This window comes from Neptunomonas sp. XY-337 (genome assembly GCF_004959845.1).
GTDB lineage: Bacteria > Pseudomonadota > Gammaproteobacteria > Pseudomonadales > Balneatricaceae > Neptunomonas > Neptunomonas marina.
In genome coordinates, this window is record NZ_SPLL01000002.1 from 546,130 (window position 1) to 564,136 (window position 18,007).

Genomic DNA, 18,007 nt, shown 5'->3' on the forward strand with positions numbered 1-18,007 from the left:
ATTCAGTTGGTCGCCTTGTGACTGCTTATTCCATTCAATAACCCAATAAGGAGTTGTTGCTCCGCTTCTTTGGGTGAAAGGGCGTGTGTGCTGATCAGCCACGAGGCGCTGTAAAGCATGCTATCTAACATGGCGACGATCCATTGCGGCTGCAGTTGCTCAGACAGCACGCCGTTACGTTGCCCCGCGGTTATCCAGCGCTCCAGTGCCGCCATCTGCTGCTCGTAAAGCGCGCATACCTCAGCGTCTAATTCAATATCTGTCCACATCATCTGTAGAAAATGAAACCGGTCAGCCAGTGGGAGCAGTGCGCTGACTAACTGCTCGATAGCGGATGTTTCACGCAGCTCGCAGCGCAGCCGTTTGGCAGTGGCTTGCTCAACTATCTCTAGGGACTCAATTGCAATCGCCGCCAGAAGGTTCTCGCGGGTGGGGAAGTGTCTATACAGCGTGGCGCGTCCTACACCGGCTTGATTGGCGATTTCACTTAATGATGCATGGGGGTTATGTAAAAGCACCTGAAAGCTAGCATCCAGAAGAGCGCGGTTAGATCGTTTGATGCGTCGGTCGGTCACGATGATCTCCATTTAATGAGACGGTATTGTATCATTAAATTCTGGTTGATATGATACATATGTGTTTCATAAATAGTGAGTGGTTTAGCATGAGTGATTTAATTGAGCTTTATGAAGAGCGTGCAAAGCAGCCGATGGAAGCAGCACTAAGCTTGCCGTTCGCAGTTTATAGAGACGAAGCAATAGCCGCTTTGGAGGCGCAGAAGATATTCCATCAACAATGGGTGTTTGTTTGTGCCGTTGACTTGTTGAAAGAGGTGGGTAGTTACTACGCCTTTACGTTGGCGGGTGAGTCGATTGCAGTTGTGCATGGAAAAGATGGCCACATTCGGGCGATGTCCAATAACTGTAGCCACCGCGGTACTCCTCTTCTTGAGACCGGATTTGGGCGTATTGAGCGAAATATCGTGTGCCCTTACCATGCTTGGACTTACGCAGATGACGGTGCACTGAAAGGAGCGCCTTTTGATAATGGCTGTGTGAACAAGCACCTTCACGCATTACCTAAATACGCGCTAACCGAGTGGATGGGCTTATTGTTTATTAACTTGAGCGATGCGCCTGAGGATTTCGCTGCGAATTTTAACCGGGTTAATCCCTATCTTGCTAACTACCCGCTTGACCAGTTCAAACATGCCTATGTGGGTGTGTCAGAGCGTTGGAATAGCAACTGGAAGCTGGCTGTTGAGAACGGTATTGAAAGCTACCATCTTTTTATGGTGCACCGAGAGACGCTGGAAGTGAATACGCCTAGCAAGAAAGCTTACTATGTTGCTGGGGGCGCTGATTGGAGTATCACCGGTGGTGAGATCGTTACACAGCGCGGAGCGTTAGCTAAATTGTTCTCTGGAAGTTTGCCAGAGTGCGCGAATCACTACTTACTGATCTACTTACCACCTGGCTTTATCGGTATTTTAACTTATGAATCCTTTGATTGGATCGCTATCACACCGGACGGTGCAGAGCACTGCTTTGTGCAAAGTGGTGGGCTTACCGCTCACAAAATCAGTACTGAAGACGTGGTAAAGGACAGCTTCACCAATGCATTTTTAAGCGAAGATAAAGAAATTTGCGAGCGGGTACAGGCGGGTATGGGCTCAACGCATCACAGCGGCGGCAAGCTACTTGAAGTGGAGCGGATTGTTGTGGATTTCCATCAATACCTCGCGAAATGCCTATTTAATCACTCCGCAGCGGCTATTCACGAAACCGATGCTGCGCAGCTGTTTCGTGGCGAGCTTGCGGAGTGAGTGGTTATCACCGCATCGAACCGACTGAAATGTGACCAAGAGAGAGACCATGAAAAAACCTAACCCCTCAAGTGTGAAAGTGTCGAACCCTGCAGCGTCTGGCAGTAGCCGCCAAGTTCAACGTGCCAGTGGTGCTCAACCTTGGCCTCGGCGCACGCTGCTTGGTGTCGGCATGATTCTCGCTGAGCTTTGGTTCAACACCGGTATTATCTGGGGGTTATTTATGCTGCTGTGGGCTGTTATGGGCGTGTCATCGGGCCAAACTTATATCTTCGAACCCCTTATTAAAGAGGAGTATCCGGTATTATTTTGGTGTGTCATCACACTCTGGTTTGTGATTGCGGGGCTGCTTTTTATAAGCCATCCTTATATCTACGGCCTAATTTCGAGTGCAATGACGTAGGCAGAAAAGGCGGGTTGGTAAACAAAAAAGCGCGTTGTTGCACGCGCTTTTTCCATTTCTAAACCCTATGCTTTCGGTGTTAGCACAAAGAACCCTACATCAATCGAGTTCTCATCAAACCCACCTTCGCAGTAGGCAAGATAGTAGCGCCACAATCGGTAAAAGCGATCATCAAAGCCTTGCTGGCGAATAGTGGGCCAGTGCTGCTCGAATTTAGCCGCCCACTCACGTAGTGTCTGAGCGTAATCATGGCCGAACATCTGTTGTGTAGTGAGCTCAAAACCATGCTCGTCGGCTTTTTTCCGCAACATCGCAACGCTAGGTAACATGCCGCCGGGAAATACGTAGCGTTGAATAAAGTCAGCTTGTTTGCGGTAACTATGAAATCGCTCGTCGTCAATCGTGATGATCTGCAAAACCGCATTTGCGCCCGGTTTAAGCACTTGGTTAAGCTTTTCGAAGTAGGTATCCCAGTGTGACTCACCGACCGCCTCGAACATCTCGATGGATACTACACCATCATATTTGGCGTCTACATCACGATAATCCGTTAGGCTTAAATTCACCTGCTCTTCAAAACCAGCTGAGACCGCCACCTCCTGCGCCCACTTGAGCTGTTCAGTTGAGAGGGTGATGCCATCAACGTGGTAGCCTTGGCTGGCCGCTTGGTGGGCAAAACCGCCCCAACCACAACCAATTTCGATAATCGAGGCGCCCTTGGGTGCATCCAAAAGCTCTAAGATGCGGTTGTACTTATTCACCTGTGCAGCTTGCAGTGATTCGCCGTAATCACGATACAACGCCGCCGAGTAGGTCATCGTATCGTCCAGCCAGAGCTGGTAGAAATCGTTACCAAGATCATAATGCGCGGCGATGTTACGGCGGCTGCCCTGTTTCGTATTATCACGGCGCTTGTGATACAGGTTATGCAGGGCTTGAACAAGAAAACGTGCTTTCGCTAGGCCGGTGAGGGCGTGCTCGTTGCGTAAGCCCCAGCGGATGAGCGTGCTCAAATCGCTGCTGTCCCATTCACCGGCAAGATAGGCTTCCGACCAGCCATTGATGCCGCCGGTCAACAAGCGCAGGAAGGGCTTTAGACTGTGCAGTTTTAGGTCAGCTTTCGGTGCTTGCTCAATGGCACCTCCCATCCGCTGTTGATAACCACTTGGGAACGTAACTAATAAGCCCGACTCGGCCTTTTGCAGCGCAGTAGACAAGCGCTGTGCGACGCGCTGCTCTAACCAGCTTTTGGGAGCATTGCTCGATACAGCTGTGTTCGATAATGGCTCATAGGCTTTCATAGTGAAACTCTCCGTGGTCGTCCTGCCAGCTTATGCTTTGGCTGATCTCTTTATCTCTAGGTTGAATCACAAGTTTTTTGCGCCATAACTTCAGCGCTTCCCAGTGAATCGCAGTGATCACTTTGAGGGTCATCAAAGGGTATTTCGTAAAGGCTTTGATCAATTGTTTATCGTTTAGCGTTTGATGAGTGCCGGTGAAGGTGGCATGCAAGATAGGGTGTCGTTGCTCGGTTTCGCTATCCACCTCCGTTTGGCGAATACAAACAGCCACTTGTTTCGTCGGCGGTACGATCCTAAAACCATACATGGTATCCATCGGCATAAAAGGGCTAACGTACATCAACTTATTGCACTGCTGACGCAGCACAGTCGCGCCTTGCTCGGCCTTCACCAAGTAAGTGTGACGTGAGCCAAACGTGTTATTAACTTCGTACAGCACCACCTCGAGCTCTTGGTGGCGGTTGTAACAAAAATAGACACTTAATGGATTAAAGGTGTAACCCAAAATGCGAGGATAGCAGAGCACGCGGATTGAACCTGTTGCGCTCTCGAAGCCCCGCGTGCTGAGTAGCTGAGTGATCCTTGTGCGTAACCCTCGCTCACCGCTGCCATGGTCCTTCTCGTGAAACGAGAACAGATTAAAACGATTTACTGAGAAAAAACGCAGTTTATTCAGGCGCTCAAGCTCATCAAGGTCGATCAAACAGGAGAACACGCGATAGATAAAGCGATGTGTCGCTGGGCGAAAGCGATGATGCATCACATGCCCTTCGTACAACGCTGATGCGAGTTTATCCATGCGCTTGCTCCTTTTGGGGGCGGCTCAAAGGTTTGGGTGTGGTGTCAGTGACAAAAATACGGGTGTTTGGCTCATCAAGCTGCCAAGGGCGCGGAATGCCTCCCAATTGCTCGGCTACAGCGATCCCCGATTGAATGCCATCTTCGTGGAAACCATAGCCAAAATAAGCGCCACAGAACCAAGTGCGATGCTTACCTTGGAGCGACCATAGCTGCTGTTGAGAGGTGAGGGCATCTTTCCCAAACTCTGGGTGGTCATAAAAGAAGCTGCGTAAAATGGTGCCTTGTGCTGGCTCCTCTAGTGGGTTAAGCGACACAAAAACCGGGCGCTCAACACCAAGCGGTTGCAGCTTGTTCATCCAGTAGGTTACCGAGACGCGCTGTGAGTCATCGCGTTCACCTTCAGATAGGTAGTTCCAGCTCGACCATGCCGCCTCGCGCTGTGGCATTAGGCTAGCATCTAGGTGTAGGTAGGCTTTGTTACGCTGATATGGGAAGCGCTGTAACAGCGTGCGCTCACCCTCTGTTGCATCTGCAAGCAAAGACAAGGCCTGATCTGAGTGGCAAGCGAGTACGACATCGTCATAAATCTCTTGGTTGCCATGGTGGTCTTCGACGACGACATAGTCGTCAAACCGGGTGATTTTGTGTACGCGGCTATTTAAGCGAATCGAATCGCCTAACGCGTCAGCAACCTTATCGACATATTGGCGGCTGCCACCAACGACGGTGCGCCACTGGGGGCGGTCTTTGAGTTGCACTAGACCATGGTTCTGGCAGAAACGCAGGAACGCACCAGCTGGGTAGTTGAGCATCTTATCGACAGGTGTTGACCAAATCGCTGCGCCCATCGGTAGCAGGTGGTCGTATATAAAGGTATCTGCGTACTTCTCGCTTTTCAGCAGCTCGCCCAGTGACATACGCTCTAGGTCGTACTTTTGGTGTAGGGTATTTGCATCGCGGTAGAAGCGCAGCAGCTCTCTTACCATTTTCCAGAAGGTTGGACGGAACGTGTTGCGCTTTTGGGCGAGTAATCCAGCAAGGCCCGTTCCGGCGTATTCCAGTTGTCCGCTATTAATCGATACTGCGAATGACATGTCGGTTTCGCATGTTTCAACCTGTAAACTCTCAAAGAATCTGACGAGATTTGGGTAGTTCACTGGGTTGTAAACAATGAAACCGGTGTCCACATCAATGATTTGGTTGTCTACACTGCAAGTAATCGTATTGGAGTGTCCGCCTAGGCGATCATCTTTTTCATACAGGGTTACGTCGTGAACCTGATTGAGGAGCCAAGCGCAACTTAATCCAGATATGCCGGAGCCGATCACCGCAATTTTACGGGGGTGTATGGCTTTTAAGTTGTTATTCGATTCCATAATGTCGTTCTCAGTCGGCAGGAAAGTGTTGATGTTAGTGGAGTTTACGCGATCCCCTGTGAAAAGGATCACTACGATAGCCTTTCGCCCAACTCATATGATCTGAATTAAACCCACCAGCGTAAGGAGCGTTATGGATAACAAACCACCGGGTGATGAAGTGGAAAATATAGCTATGATCAGGCCGACAACGGCTCAAGATTGGAGCGCTCTGCTGGAGCGGGTTGCAGAGGAACGCGACCGCAGCTCGTTTGTGCAGCTATTCCAGCATTTTGCACCGCGTGTAAAGTCTTACATTTTGCGTCTTGGGCTAGTGGAATCAACTGCTGAAGAGATTATGCAAGAAACGATGCTATCCGTATGGAGAAAAGCGCATCTGTATCATCGCAAAAAAGCGTCGGCTAGCACGTGGATATTCACGCTCGCGCGGAACCAAAGTATCGATTGGATGCGCAAACAGAAGTATCCAGAGTATGGCTTAGAGGAGTGGCACGAAGAGCCAGACGACTCGAAAGACGAGTGTGCAGATTCCGTGTTAACAGATCGAATGATAAAAGCGATCAACACGTTGCCGGAAAACCAAGCACAAGTTATCTATATGTCGTTTTTTGAAGGCCGATCGCACACCGATATTTCGGATCGGTTAGGCGTACCACTCGGGAGCGTCAAATCGCGCATCCGGCTAGCCTCTGAGAAGTTGAAACACATGTGGAGAGATGATGTATGAACGTTAAACATCACCTTGATGAAGCGACATTAGTCAGTTATGCGGCTGGATCGATGTCACAGGCGATGGCGTTGGTGGTTGCGTGCCACATTGCCATGTGCCCTAAATGCCGTGAACGTGTCAAAGACTCCGAGGCGATCGGAGGCATGTTGCTAGAAGGCTTGCAGCCTGCAGCCATTAAAGGCGATGCGCTCGATTCAGTGCTAGCCGCGCTTGATGATGAGCCGTCAGTCAATGCCGCAATCGCGCCGACAGAGATTCACCGTGATCGCGCCGTAAGTGCCCGTTCGGTCCCAGCGCCGTTACAGGACTACATTGGCGGATCGTTAGACACCGTTGAGTGGCGCACTATTGTGCCAGGTGTTTATTATCACGACCTGCCATGCAAATCAGAACGCGGCGGCGTGTCGCGTTTGCTGCGTATAGCGCCGGGCAAAGCGATGTTACCGCACTCCCACGATGGAAATGAGCTAACCTTAATATTGCAAGGCTCGTTCTCTGATGAGGTTGGCCGCTTTACAGCCGGTGATATTGCCGATCTGGATGGCGACATCGAACACCAGCCGCTGGTGGACAGTGAAGTTGACTGTATCTGTTTGATCGCTACGGAGGCGCCGCTGAAGTTCAGCACCTTGCTAGGAAAAATTGTACAACCGATTACCGGTTTCTAGTGTTACTGGAAGCTATTTTTACTAGAGGGTAGGTCATGGAAAGTTCAGAGCAAAAACCATCTATTCCTGTTGGGATCAGCGCGTGTTTGCTAGGCCAGAAAGTCCGATTTGACGGCGGCCACAAACAATCGCGTTATTGCTTGAATGTACTTAGTGATTGCTTCGAGTTTATCTCTTTCTGTCCCGAAGTTGCGATCGGTTTGCCAATCCCACGCGAGCCGATACGCCTCGTTGGAGACGCTGATGCCCCCCGTGTTGTCGGCACAAAAGATCCATCGATGGACGTAACCGATAAGTTGCACGCCTACGCCGAAGAGGTGTTCGATTCACACAAGGAGTTGTGCGGCTACGTGTTGATGAAAGGTTCGCCTAGCTGCGGCATGGAGCGCGTCAAGATCTATCATGAAAATGGTATGCCCAACATATCTGGGCGCGGTGCGTATGCTGCACGTTTAATGGACTTGCATCCTGCGTTACCTGTCGAAGAGGAGGGGCGCTTACACGACCCAATCCTCAGAGAAAACTTTATTACACGCGTTTTCGTTTATTACGAATGGCAACGCAGCGTGATGGAGCAACCCACGCTGCACAAAGTGATTCAGTTTCACAGCCGCCACAAGTACCAACTCATGGCGCACAGCTACGAGGGTTACCGGGAGCTGGGTAAATATCTAGCGACTGATGCGCCTAAAGCGCCATTAGAAGAGGTGCTCAACACCTATATTTTGCGCTTAATGGAACAACTGACTAAACGCGCCAACCGTAAATCACACACTAATGTGTTGATGCACATTATGGGTTATCTCAAGCGTGATATTGACTCTGAAACAAAGCAAGACTTACTGGATGCCATTGATCAGTACCGCACCAGCAAAGTTAACCTAACGGTGCCGCTTGCGTTGTTGAAGCATTATCTTAAACGCCATGGTAGTGATTACATAAAATCCCAAGCGTACCTAGACCCATATCCCCATGAGCTAGGGCTGCGCAATTACATTTGATTTATAGCGTGCGAAGTAGTGGAGGTGTTATGGGCTGGAATCGTTTGGCGTTAAAGACATGTTTAGTAGTAGCGATTGGGTCCAGCGCACCGTACACTTTTGCTCAGTCTTGCAGTGCTTTGTTGGATTACACTTTTAAACGGCTAGGTGAGACGCAAACGGAACGCCTCTGCGAAACGTACCAAGATAAGCTGGTTCTGGTGGTCAATACTGCCAGCAAGTGTGCGTTTACCCACCAGTATGAGGGGCTTGAGGGCCTTTACTCCAAATACAAAGATAAAGGCTTGGTGGTACTCGGCTTCCCATCGAATGATTTTGCCGGTCAAGAACCGGGTACCGAACAAGAAATTAGCGACTTCTGCCGCCTCACATACAGTGTGCAGTTCCCAATGTTTGAGAAAGTACACGCACGTCAAGGCTCTGCGCACCCTTTCTACCAGCAGCTAGCCGGCGAGGCGGGCGAGTATCCTGGCTGGAACTTCCACAAATATCTCATCTCACCAGAGGGCAAGCTGTTAGGTAGCTACAAGAGCCACATCGAGCCTAATGACTCTACTCTCGTGAACCTCATCCAAGCGAACTTGCCGAATGAGTGAGCAAACCAAACGTGCGGTCGCGGTGCCACGTTCACGTATCTCTCGGCTGGGGCGTTTAGGATCGTTAGCTGGCCGTGTTGCGGGCAATATGTTGATTGATGGGGGAAAGCAACTGGCACGCGGACAGCGCCCAGCGGCACGTGATCTACTGTTAACTCCCAGCAACATGCAGCAGTTAGCAAATAAGCTTGCAACGATGCGCGGTGCAGCAATGAAGGTTGGGCAGTTGCTATCGATGGACACAGGCAACCTGTTGCCTGCGGAGCTTACCGCTATTTTAGAGCGGTTGCGCGAAGATGCGGTCATTATGCCAGCTGTGCAGCTACATGATGCTTTAGAGCGTAATTGGGGCGAAAATTGGTCTGATAACTTCGTGCGTTTCTCCTTCGAGCCCATCGCGGCTGCCTCTATTGGACAGGTACACCGAGCTATGAGCCGTAACGAGCAGGACATGGCAGTTAAGATCCAGTACCCCGGCGTAAAAGAGAGTATCGATAGCGATTTGGACAACGTATTTGGTCTGCTGCGCTTGAGTGGCTTGATCCCTAAAGAGCTCGATCTCAACCCGCTTATCGACGAAGCCCGCTCACAGCTTAAGCGCGAGGCAGACTACGCCCTTGAGGGCGCTAGCATCGAAGAGTATTACGCGGCATTAAGTACCAGTGCACTCAAAGATCGGTTTTTGATGCCACGCTTTTTCAGCGACTACTCAACACCTGAGATCCTTTGCATGAGTTATGTGGAGGGCATCTCGCTGGACTCCTTGCAGTCAGCTGCCCAAGCGGTCCGCGATCGGTGTGTCGCTGATCTATTTGAGCTTCTATTGATGGAATTTACGCAGTTCGGCTTCGTACAGACCGATCCTAACTTAGCCAACTACCAGTACAGCACCGCAGAGGATAAGGTTGTGCTGCTCGACTTTGGTGCGAATCGTGCGTTTGAACGCTCATTTGTTGAACGATACTGCTGCGCGATACGGGCAGCGATCGAGCAGCAGAGCGACACGTTAGCGCAGGCGCTCTCTGACCTTGGCTTTTTTGCGCAGAATCGCCAGCAAAGTAATCTGCCTTTAGTGCTCGATATTTTTATGATGGCGATGGAGCCGCTGCGTAGCGATGGCGTCTACGATTTTGGCGCAACGGATTTAGCACAGCGTATTCATCAAAAGGGCTTGGAGATCAGTTCAAACCCTGATGCGTGGCACACGCCGCCACCTGATGTGCTGTTTTTGCACCGTAAATTAGCCGGCCTCTATCTTATCGCAACGCGCTTCAAAGCCCGCGTTGATGTGGCGGCTATCGCACAGCGTTATCTTTTCTAGCTTTTCCTCATTTGATCTGAAGTGTTTGCAGGTGCGTAAAACGTTTATCTATGCAATCGAGTAGGAGGTCAAGTGAGCGATTCCAGTTTTTGCCAGCCAACGCTGAACATTTTTGAGTACTTTCGCGGTAAAACGCAGGCAGCTGGCTTATTTGAAGATCGCTTTGGCCGAATCCAGCGCTCGTTTGTGGTGAGTGTCGATGGCACTGTGGACGAGGGAAACTTGACGCTCGATGAGCATTTTATCTTCGACGACGGCAAGAAAGAGCATCGTGTTTGGCGCATCCAAAATCGTGCGGGGAGTTATATCGGCTTTGCCGACGACATTCCCTCTCAGGCACGGGGCAAAGCTGAAGGAAACCGTTTTTCGTGGCGTTACCAGATGGCGCTGCGCGCAGGTGGTATACCGATCAAATTTGCGTTCGATGACAAGATGGTGCTGTTTTCGGGTGGGGTAATGGTCAGCCGTGCTCGTATTACCAAATGGGGGCTGCATGTGGGCACGGTGACCATCGTGTTTACTAAAGAGGATTAACCTGCTTTCGTACGCGCCAAAACGCGCTGACTCAAATCATGGGCGCTACGCCAAGCGCCTTCCACGCCGCGAATATCTAACCAGTCACCACAGGCACCTATGCGGTTTTTTTCATTCCATAGACTGCCAATTACCGGGTTGATATGGCGCGAGTACAGCCAGCGGTGGGTGCGTTTTCCTGTAACGTTAAATGGGCGTGCTAAGACGGCCGCAAAAGCGCTGAGCAGAGTCTCGTATACCCAATCCGCATCAGCGTCTTCGTGTACTCGGCTCCAGTCGGCGTCCGCTTCAATCATCCACGTCTCGCGATTCTCTGCGCTGGCTTTACGGCCGGGTTTAGCACTGTCCTTAATGGCGCGAGCAATAACAAGGTGGGGCGCTTCGTAGTGGTTCACTTCGGTACTATCTTCGACCTCTACTTCGATCACGATAACCCAGTTCATGGTGGGCTGTACGCGGCTCGCGATATCTGCAAAGTCAGGCTCGGGGCTCAGTAAGTCGGCAGCTTGCTGTGCAGGGGCGCACACGAATACCGCATCAAATGGGCCATAGGTTTGCTGATCGTCAGTGATCAGTTGCTTGCGCCCATCGCTATGTTCTTGGATCGATGCGATGCGAGTTGCGGCGCATAGTGTTGAGTCTGATAGTAGCGCGCGTGTTAGTGCGCTTTGACGCGGTGTTGCGGTATAGCGCGTTGGTGCTGGGGTGGCCGGGCTAGAAATATCGCACCACTGAACAATATTGGGCTGGGTTTTTATCCAGTCACGGAACTCGTCGGTTGTTGCATCGAAATAGGGGGCGCCTAGGTCTGCACTTCCCTCTCCTAAGCGGCAGCTTGAGAGGCGGCCGCCAGTGCCACGGCTTTTTTCAAATACAGTGGTGGCTATGCCCGCTTTTGTAAGCTGCTGGGCTAGATAGCATCCTGCTAACCCGGCACCAATGATAGCCGCGTTTTGAATATCACTCATCTTTAAAATCTCAATGTCATATCGCGTTCTTGATGTAGCGAGCTGTTGCCAGCACATGCCTCATCTTGTGGGATGTACTGTTGCAACTTAGCTTGGTGTATCCCCGCTTTGCGGCAGATGGCATACGCCTCAGGTAACGATCGTACACGTAGCGGTCGTCGTAGGTGATCGGTAAGCAATTCAATATCATTGCCCTGTTGGGAAGTCACTTCAATCAGCATTGGCTGAAAACCGTGACGAATAAAACGAACCTGATCAACCTTGTGTTGTTTGGACAGCTTTTTTAGCTCGGAGATCAACATCACTTGTTTACCTATTTAACCACGTACTCTGTACGTAATTGTTCGGTTTCCGATCACTGTGATAGCGCTTAAGTATGTTTGCTAAGCCTGCTGCCAGCGCTTGGCCATTTTCGGCACCAGAGACGCATCGGCAAAGAGCTGGATAAAATGAAATAGCACACACACCAGAATTGCCTCACCCACTTGTTGGTTCAAGGCTGCTAAAACACTTACTGCAACAGGCAGCGTTTTTTGCGAGCTGGTGAGCAATAGCGCGACAACGCCCTCATTTGGGGTTTTAAGTAATCGGCTAGCCACCCAAGCGAGTGCCATCAAACCAAAGTGCACGATAAAGGTTGCGATAAGGATTTTAAGTAGCACCCCCCATTCCAACGAGCGGAAGACATCGTTAGAACTTGATAGCGACATCCAAACGGCGGCGATAACGCAACTTGAGGGAAGGTACTGCAAAACAATATGATTCGGCGACAGGCTTAACAGGCGCTTTGCAGCGAGGCCACCGATAAAGGGTAGTAGCACCAGTAATATCAGTTTAAAAAGCAGGTCCCAAGGCGATAGCGCGATGCCATCTGCTCCGCCAAGTGTCAGCGATAGCATCATTGGAATCGTGAACACACCGATGACATTGAGAATCACAGTGATCATCAATGCCCAAAGTGCGTTGCCTCCGGCCAATTGCGTCATGACGATACAGGTTGAGAGCGTGGAGGGCACCGTTGCCTTAACGATCAGCCCAAGCGCCATACCACTGCCAAACGCTAAAAAGTGTGCGACGAAGCTACCCAGCAGAGGGGCGAGTAGTAGGGTGATGATGCCAGCCGCCGCTAGCGCGGAGAAGAAGTGCTTATCTTTCGGAAGCTCGCTTAGCTTGGTTTGATAGCCGTTCACGACAAAGATCGCGACGACCGTCCAAGGGATCAGCCCCAGCTCTTTCAGTTGGTTACCCAATGCGGGGAATAGCCATGCAACGACAAAGCTAACCAGTAGCCCAGCAGGGAGAAATAGATTCTTCACACGCCATTCTCTTATTGTGCGGCAGGGGTGGGAATTATTTCACGGATTCCGTAGCGCATAAACACAAAAGCCGCCCTTAGCTGGCGGCTTTGTTAGTGGTGGTGTGCTTATTGGTTAAGCTCGTTTTCTGTGAACATACCATCAAACAGCAGCGTGGATAGGTAACGCTCGCCAGAGTCAGGCAACAGCACAACAATCTTTTTGCCTTTATGTTCTGGCTGTTGAGCAACACGCAACGCGGCGGCGGTGGCGGCACCGCATGAGATGCCAGCCAAAATACCCTCTTTTTGCATCAATAGGCGTGCGGTTTCCATCGCCTCTTCGTTGCTGACCTGTTCAACCTGATCCACTAACGATAGATCTAAGTTACCCGGTACAAAGCCCGCGCCGATTCCCTGAATCTTATGAGGTGCTGGCTGAACCGTTTCGTTGTTAAGTGTTTGGGTAATAACGGGTGAATCAACCGGTTCTACCGCTACGCTTGTGATCGCTTTGCCTTGAACCTCCTTGATATAGCGTGAGACACCCGTGATCGTTCCGCCGGTGCCAACGCCTGCCACAAACAACTCGATCTCACCTTCCGTATCTTCCCAAATTTCAGGACCGGTTGTTTTTACATGAATCTCTGGGTTTGCAGGGTTCTGAAACTGTTGCAGCATCAGTGTGGTGTCGGGAGCTTCATCAACCAGCTCTTGTGCTTTATCGATGGCACCTTTCATACCTTTCTCTGGTGCTGTGAGGACGATCTCAGCGCCCAGCGCTTTCATGAGCTTACGGCGCTCAATACTCATAGAAGAGGGCATCGTGAGCTTCAACTTGTAACCACGGGACGCAGCAACAAACGCTAGCGCAATGCCGGTATTGCCGCTGGTGGGCTCGACCAGCGTCATCCCTGGTTTGAGCTGGCCGGACTCTTCTGCTGACCAGATCATGCTGGCACCGATTCGGCATTTAACGGAGCCTGCTGGGTTGCGGGATTCGATCTTCGCGTAGATCTCTGCATCGGGTGCTAAACGTGCCAGTCTGACGAGAGGAGTTCGGCCAATAGTGAGTGAGTTGTCCTGAAACGCTTTCATTGTGCAACCTTTCTGTTATTCCGTTGGGTTATGATAAATCGAGTTTACCGTGCTGATTGGCTATTTTCATCGATTCGTTCGCTATATGGTTATGTTCTAATGTAATTAATGAATGATCAGCAAGATAAAGTGCTATATTAGCGGCGTTTAACTGAATTGGGGTCATGTGATGCGGTTTTTAATTAAGATGCTAGCACCGATTATCTTTGCGCTGGCCTACGGAGTATTTCGTTCTAGCTTTTTTAAACGTTCGCGCAAGCGCCATGAGTGGCTCATGAAGATCTTTCGCTTCTGTGCCGATAATGACCACACTAAAGCGCTCTCTGTATATGGGCACCTGTTACACTTTCGGGGTGATGGGGTCGAAAATCGTATTCAAGGTGGTATCTACCTGCACCGCGCTGCCGATCACGGTGATATGAAAGCTCAATATCAGATGGGTCGTATCTTTGAAGAGGGGTTTGAACACTATTTCTCAGCCAATGAAGAGAAGGCGTTGCGTTACTATCAGCAAGCGGCTGAGCAAGGCCATACGTTAGCTATTTCGCGGTTGATGAAAGTGTTTTCTAGCGGCGAGTTAGGGCAACCGGCGGATGCTGCGAAAGCGGAGATGTGGCAACGTCGGCAGCCTGCGCTACCGACATCGCCTTGAGCGTTATTTTCGATCAGTCAGGCGCACGCGTATACGCATAACGGTATCTGTCTTTCCGCTGGCTGATATCGCCCACTTAGCCGCGCCACCACTGGTTTCGGTGGGCTTAAAGGTGCTACTTTCAAGCTTCCATGGTTGTGAAAACATCGCGCCTATCTCCACTTGACGCGGTTGAGCCGCTGCGTTTTTTATCGTCAATTCATACTCGACAATAGCGCCATCAAAGGTGTTTTCAAACGCGGTTTGTTTGCGTGTGATGGTGACATCGAACGCCGCACCGGTGCTCAGTTCGATCTGCTCACCACGGGATGTCTGCGGTAGCTGCGCGCCGCCGATATAGTGCAGCTCTGATTGCCCATCGGGCGCAAACATTCTTACGTTACCGCCGGGTAGCGCCTTGTCTAACCCACTCTCTGCACTATTTTTAAAGCGAATGATATTTTCCGGTTTGCTTTTGCTTGTATGACTATCGATATGGTTACCAACATAAAATTGATATCGCTGCAGCGACTGCACCGGTACGTTGCTCGCGCTTAATAGCGGCACTTGGGTGCGTTGTTGGTCTTGTAGGGTGATCGGTTCTGGCAAGGTGTATAGCTTATACTCGCCAATATTCTGTGGTCCGCTACCTGCTTGGCTTTCGTCTGCCATGGCAGCGGCCATTAGTACCTCTTTGCGGCGCATAACCGGTGCGTTTCGGACTTGGTTTACATCACCCGCCAGTAAACGAAAACGAGCATTTTCGAGCGCTGTGCCGGTATTGTTCATCAGCGATGCCAAACCATCGATGTTGAGGCGGTCTTGCGCCTCGTTAAGCGTCATCACGTAATCCATCTGCCAGCGTAAACCGCTGCTTAGGTAACTTAGCGTTGCATTGCTAGGCTGCTCAGTTCCGGCTGTACGGAAGGTTAGGCTCGGCTTGATTAGCAGGTCGGACGGTTTCTCGGGAAAGATAATGCGCCAATCGCCATTCATCGGCACTGTTTCGACTCGTGCATTGTTTTCGACGAGCATTGTCGCACCGTCAACGCTGAGTAGGGTGACGTTTTGTTGGATCTCTTGTCCGGAGGGTTGTACGCGTGACAATGTGACCTGCTTGCCAAGATAGTGCGTTAGCATGGCATGGTAGTTGACCACTGCGCTATTGAGCGTTTGCTCCTTGATACGGCCTGCATTGGTAATTTGCAGCGTCTCTGTCTGCATCTGCTGGCTGACGTCCCGCACCACCACTCTGTCTGCGCTGTCGAGCTTAGGCAGTGCTCGGGTATCCTGAATTAACCCAAGGTTGTCGGAATAGAGTGTTACTGCGAGATCTTGCTGTGCTTCTGCGGTAATCGTTACGGGTTGTTGTGCTGCAAGCGTTGAAGTCGACGCAAACAAAGAGATAACAATTGCTGCACGCAGGTTATGCTTCATAGCTGATAATCCTATGGATCGGAATTAGTTTGAGGTATCCAAAGCAACGCGGAATCCCCAAGTATTACGTGTGGCATTGAGTGGGTGCCGATAACGGCTGGCTGGGCGTATCACACGGTCGATATCGAACCATGAACCGCCACGCATGACTCGGCTTTGACAGTTACCACTTAAGCGGGCGCTACCATCCGTTGGGTGGCCGTTGTAGCTGCTGGTGTAGCAGTCTTGGACCCATTCATCAACATTGCCGCTCATGTCATGTAACCCCCAAGGGCTCTCTTTCACAGAGCCCACCGGTGCTGGCTGTTTGCCATCCCATTGCGTGCCACACCCATCACAGACTGCGTGTGCTGATGAAAGTTCATCGCCCCACCAGTAGGCTGTTGTGGTTCCTGCTCGTGCTGCGTATTCCCATTCGGCTTCTGACGGCAGGCGGTATGGTTGTCCTGTTTGTGCTGCGAGCCATTGTGTGTAGGCTTGAGCGTCGTTCCAGCTCACATTGATCACCGGTTGCTGGCCGCGTCCCCAGCCTTCATCAGCCGGAAGTTTGCGGCCGGTAGCCTGAGCAAATTGATCATACTCTGCGAAGGTGACTTCGTATTTTGCTAACGCAAACGGCTTTTCTATTGTGACGGTCAATGTTGGTTTTTCATTATCATCACCTTTGCCAGCACTATCGCCCATTGTGAAGCTACCCGCTGGTAAGATCACCATATGGGGGCCAAAGCCGCCCACGGTGAGTTCATCGCGAAATGTACTTAAGCCGTTCGACTCACCAGGTGAAGAGGGGGCTGCTCCGGCAGCGGCCGCTTGCTCAGCTTGCGCGAGGCTTTGTTGTAGTGCGGCGACGGCCAGCTCGTGCTCTTGCGCGCGAGCTTTCCAATTCTCTGCCTGCGCTTTCCAAGCATTGATGTTATCGGTCATCATCGCTTGCTGCTGGCTAAGTAGTAGAAAGCTAACCGAGAGACCTGCAACAGCGCCCAAACCAAAGGCGATACCCAAACCGATTGCGCTAAAGCGGCGTGATCGTTTGGGCTCTGACTCAGCTGTTTTTTTGGCTGCTTGGCTACTTGGTGTTTCGGTGGCTACGCTGCTGTCGTGAGTGTCCGTTTCATCGGGGGATGGTTCTGCTGTTTCTTCGGTCGTGTCCTGTTCAAAGAGGCCTTCGATCAGTGCTGTTGCGCTTTGGGCGCGCTCTTCAGGTAAGGTGCTTAAACTTGCTTCAAGCTGTGACCACTTTGGGCCAAGTTTCGATAAGGGCTTAAGACGCCGTTGGACACGTTCAGCTTCGCTATCGTTGGCGCTGAACGGGTGCGCAGCTGTTAGCGTCGCGTAGACCATGGCTGCAATGGAGTAGCTGTCGGCATTCAGTGGTAGAGGGTTTTCATGATACGCCTCGGGTGGCTGATAGGCTGCCGCCATAAAAGGTGGCTCTAATGCGACAGCTACCTCTTTAAGTAGTTTGCGGGGATTTATCGGCAAGATCTTTACGCCACCTTTCCGGTTTATATAGATAAGATCCGGCGCGAGAGCACCATGGGCATCGCGCAGCTTTTGTACTAAAGCATCGGTTGCAGACGCAAGCTGCAGTAAAAGGCCACGTTGCTGTGTCTCTTTTAGTTTCTTGGAGCGCTTATCGTCGATAAGGGTTTGTAACGTCGGGCCATCGAACCTCTCGGTGGTGAAAAAAAGCATCCCACCTTTGTGCACAAAGTAGCCAAACGTCTGTGCAATGTGTTTATGCTTGAGGTTTTTTGCAAAGATGATCTGCTTCTTGAACTCAGCTAAAAATGGTTTGCTGCGGATCAATTGTGGGTTAAGTACAAAGAGTGAGACCGGTGTTGGTTTAGGGGTGCTCATATCTTCGGCATCCCAGCGCTGCCCTAATGGGTGTGAAACAGCGCTGCCAACCAATTTAAAGCGATGATGCTCTGGGCCAATAATAAGCCCGTCAGAGAGTTGATTTAGTGGAGAGTTGTGTTGCGACGACATAGCCCGATCCTTTGCAAAGCGTCACGCCATC

At 50.9% G+C, this 18,007-nt stretch carries 19 protein-coding genes; 9 read left to right on the forward strand and 10 right to left on the reverse strand.

Features of this window, described 5'->3' with window-relative positions; all coding sequences use genetic code 11:
* Positions 1-2 precede the first annotated feature (2 nt).
* Positions 3-575, reverse strand: coding sequence for a TetR/AcrR family transcriptional regulator (locus E4L36_RS06200; protein ID WP_169051489.1), 573 nt, complete (start codon positions 573-575; stop codon positions 3-5).
* 89 nt (positions 576-664) lie between these two features.
* Here E4L36_RS06200 and E4L36_RS06205 point away from each other — a divergent pair, with 89 nt between their 5' ends.
* Together E4L36_RS06205 and E4L36_RS06210 are read left to right on the forward strand one after the other, a co-directional pair.
* Positions 665-1,825, forward strand: a complete 1,161-nt coding sequence (locus E4L36_RS06205) for an aromatic ring-hydroxylating dioxygenase subunit alpha (protein WP_169051490.1) — start codon at positions 665-667, stop codon at positions 1,823-1,825.
* Positions 1,826-1,874: 49 nt separating this feature from the next.
* Complete coding sequence (locus tag E4L36_RS06210; RefSeq protein ID WP_136679874.1) at positions 1,875-2,228, forward strand: hypothetical protein; 354 nt, start codon at positions 1,875-1,877, stop codon at positions 2,226-2,228.
* Between the two features lie 65 nt (positions 2,229-2,293).
* Here the strand turns inward: E4L36_RS06210 and E4L36_RS06215 are convergent, their stop codons facing one another.
* From E4L36_RS06215 to E4L36_RS06225, 3 genes are read right to left on the reverse strand one after another with little or no spacing between them, the layout of a single operon-like run.
* Positions 2,294-3,529, reverse strand: coding sequence for a cyclopropane-fatty-acyl-phospholipid synthase family protein (locus tag E4L36_RS06215; RefSeq protein ID WP_136679876.1), 1,236 nt, complete (start codon positions 3,527-3,529; stop codon positions 2,294-2,296).
* Positions 3,516-4,328 carry a DUF1365 domain-containing protein gene (locus E4L36_RS06220; protein ID WP_136679878.1) on the reverse strand — a complete coding sequence of 271 codons (813 nt, stop codon included), beginning with the start codon at positions 4,326-4,328 and terminating at the stop codon, positions 3,516-3,518. Before E4L36_RS06220 ends, E4L36_RS06215 begins: the two co-directional genes overlap by 14 nt.
* Positions 4,321-5,706, reverse strand: a complete 1,386-nt coding sequence (locus E4L36_RS06225; RefSeq protein ID WP_136679880.1) for an FAD-dependent oxidoreductase — start codon at positions 5,704-5,706, stop codon at positions 4,321-4,323. Before E4L36_RS06225 ends, E4L36_RS06220 begins: the two co-directional genes overlap by 8 nt.
* Positions 5,707-5,839: 133 nt before the next feature.
* Between E4L36_RS06225 and E4L36_RS06230 the strand changes: the two genes are divergently transcribed.
* The 6 genes from E4L36_RS06230 (at position 5,840) to E4L36_RS06255 (ending at position 10,556) form a co-directional block, all read left to right on the forward strand.
* Positions 5,840-6,433 carry a sigma-70 family RNA polymerase sigma factor gene (locus tag E4L36_RS06230; protein WP_127695641.1) on the forward strand — a complete coding sequence of 198 codons (594 nt, stop codon included), beginning with the start codon at positions 5,840-5,842 and terminating at the stop codon, positions 6,431-6,433.
* Positions 6,430-7,104 (forward strand): ChrR family anti-sigma-E factor, encoded by a 675-nt coding sequence (locus tag E4L36_RS06235; protein ID WP_136679882.1) that lies wholly within the window; start codon positions 6,430-6,432, stop codon positions 7,102-7,104. The genes E4L36_RS06230 and E4L36_RS06235 overlap by 4 nt, the downstream gene beginning before the upstream one ends.
* 35 nt (positions 7,105-7,139) lie before the next feature.
* Positions 7,140-8,105 (forward strand): DUF523 and DUF1722 domain-containing protein, encoded by a 966-nt coding sequence (locus E4L36_RS06240; RefSeq protein WP_136679884.1) that lies wholly within the window; start codon positions 7,140-7,142, stop codon positions 8,103-8,105.
* A 29-nt stretch (positions 8,106-8,134) separates the two neighbouring features.
* Positions 8,135-8,701, forward strand: coding sequence for a glutathione peroxidase (locus tag E4L36_RS06245; protein WP_136679886.1), 567 nt, complete (start codon positions 8,135-8,137; stop codon positions 8,699-8,701).
* Complete coding sequence (locus E4L36_RS06250) at positions 8,694-10,022, forward strand: AarF/ABC1/UbiB kinase family protein (protein ID WP_136679888.1); 1,329 nt, start codon at positions 8,694-8,696, stop codon at positions 10,020-10,022. The genes E4L36_RS06245 and E4L36_RS06250 overlap by 8 nt, the downstream gene beginning before the upstream one ends.
* A gap of 72 nt (positions 10,023-10,094) precedes the next feature.
* Positions 10,095-10,556, forward strand: a complete 462-nt coding sequence (locus E4L36_RS06255; protein WP_136679890.1) for a DUF3833 family protein — start codon at positions 10,095-10,097, stop codon at positions 10,554-10,556.
* On the opposite strand, the gene E4L36_RS06260 is transcribed toward E4L36_RS06255, so the two are convergent.
* From E4L36_RS06260 to cysK, 4 genes are all read right to left on the reverse strand, one after another.
* Entirely contained in the window at positions 10,553-11,524 is a 972-nt protein-coding gene (locus E4L36_RS06260; protein WP_169051491.1) for an NAD(P)-binding protein, read from the reverse strand. The genes E4L36_RS06255 and E4L36_RS06260 overlap by 4 nt on opposite strands.
* 2 nt (positions 11,525-11,526) lie before the next feature.
* A complete protein-coding gene (locus E4L36_RS06265; RefSeq protein WP_136679895.1) occupies positions 11,527-11,826 on the reverse strand; it encodes a hypothetical protein in 300 nt (99 codons plus the stop codon).
* An 81-nt stretch (positions 11,827-11,907) separates the two neighbouring features.
* Positions 11,908-12,840 carry a bile acid:sodium symporter gene (locus E4L36_RS06270; RefSeq protein ID WP_169051492.1) on the reverse strand — a complete coding sequence of 311 codons (933 nt, stop codon included), beginning with the start codon at positions 12,838-12,840 and terminating at the stop codon, positions 11,908-11,910.
* Between the two features lie 107 nt (positions 12,841-12,947).
* Entirely contained in the window at positions 12,948-13,916 is a 969-nt protein-coding gene (gene cysK, locus E4L36_RS06275; RefSeq protein ID WP_136679899.1) for a cysteine synthase A, read from the reverse strand.
* A 169-nt stretch (positions 13,917-14,085) separates the two neighbouring features.
* Here cysK and E4L36_RS06280 point away from each other — a divergent pair, with 169 nt between their 5' ends.
* Positions 14,086-14,568 (forward strand): SEL1-like repeat protein, encoded by a 483-nt coding sequence (locus E4L36_RS06280; protein ID WP_136679901.1) that lies wholly within the window; start codon positions 14,086-14,088, stop codon positions 14,566-14,568.
* A 3-nt stretch (positions 14,569-14,571) separates the two neighbouring features.
* On the opposite strand, the gene E4L36_RS06285 is transcribed toward E4L36_RS06280, so the two are convergent.
* Positions 14,572-15,984, reverse strand: a complete 1,413-nt coding sequence (locus E4L36_RS06285; RefSeq protein ID WP_127695663.1) for a hypothetical protein — start codon at positions 15,982-15,984, stop codon at positions 14,572-14,574.
* Positions 15,985-16,008: 24 nt separating this feature from the next.
* On the reverse strand, positions 16,009-17,976 hold the full coding sequence (locus tag E4L36_RS06290; protein WP_136679903.1) for an SUMF1/EgtB/PvdO family nonheme iron enzyme: 1,968 nt from the start codon (positions 17,974-17,976) through the stop codon (positions 16,009-16,011).
* Between the last annotated feature and the right edge of the window lie 31 nt (positions 17,977-18,007).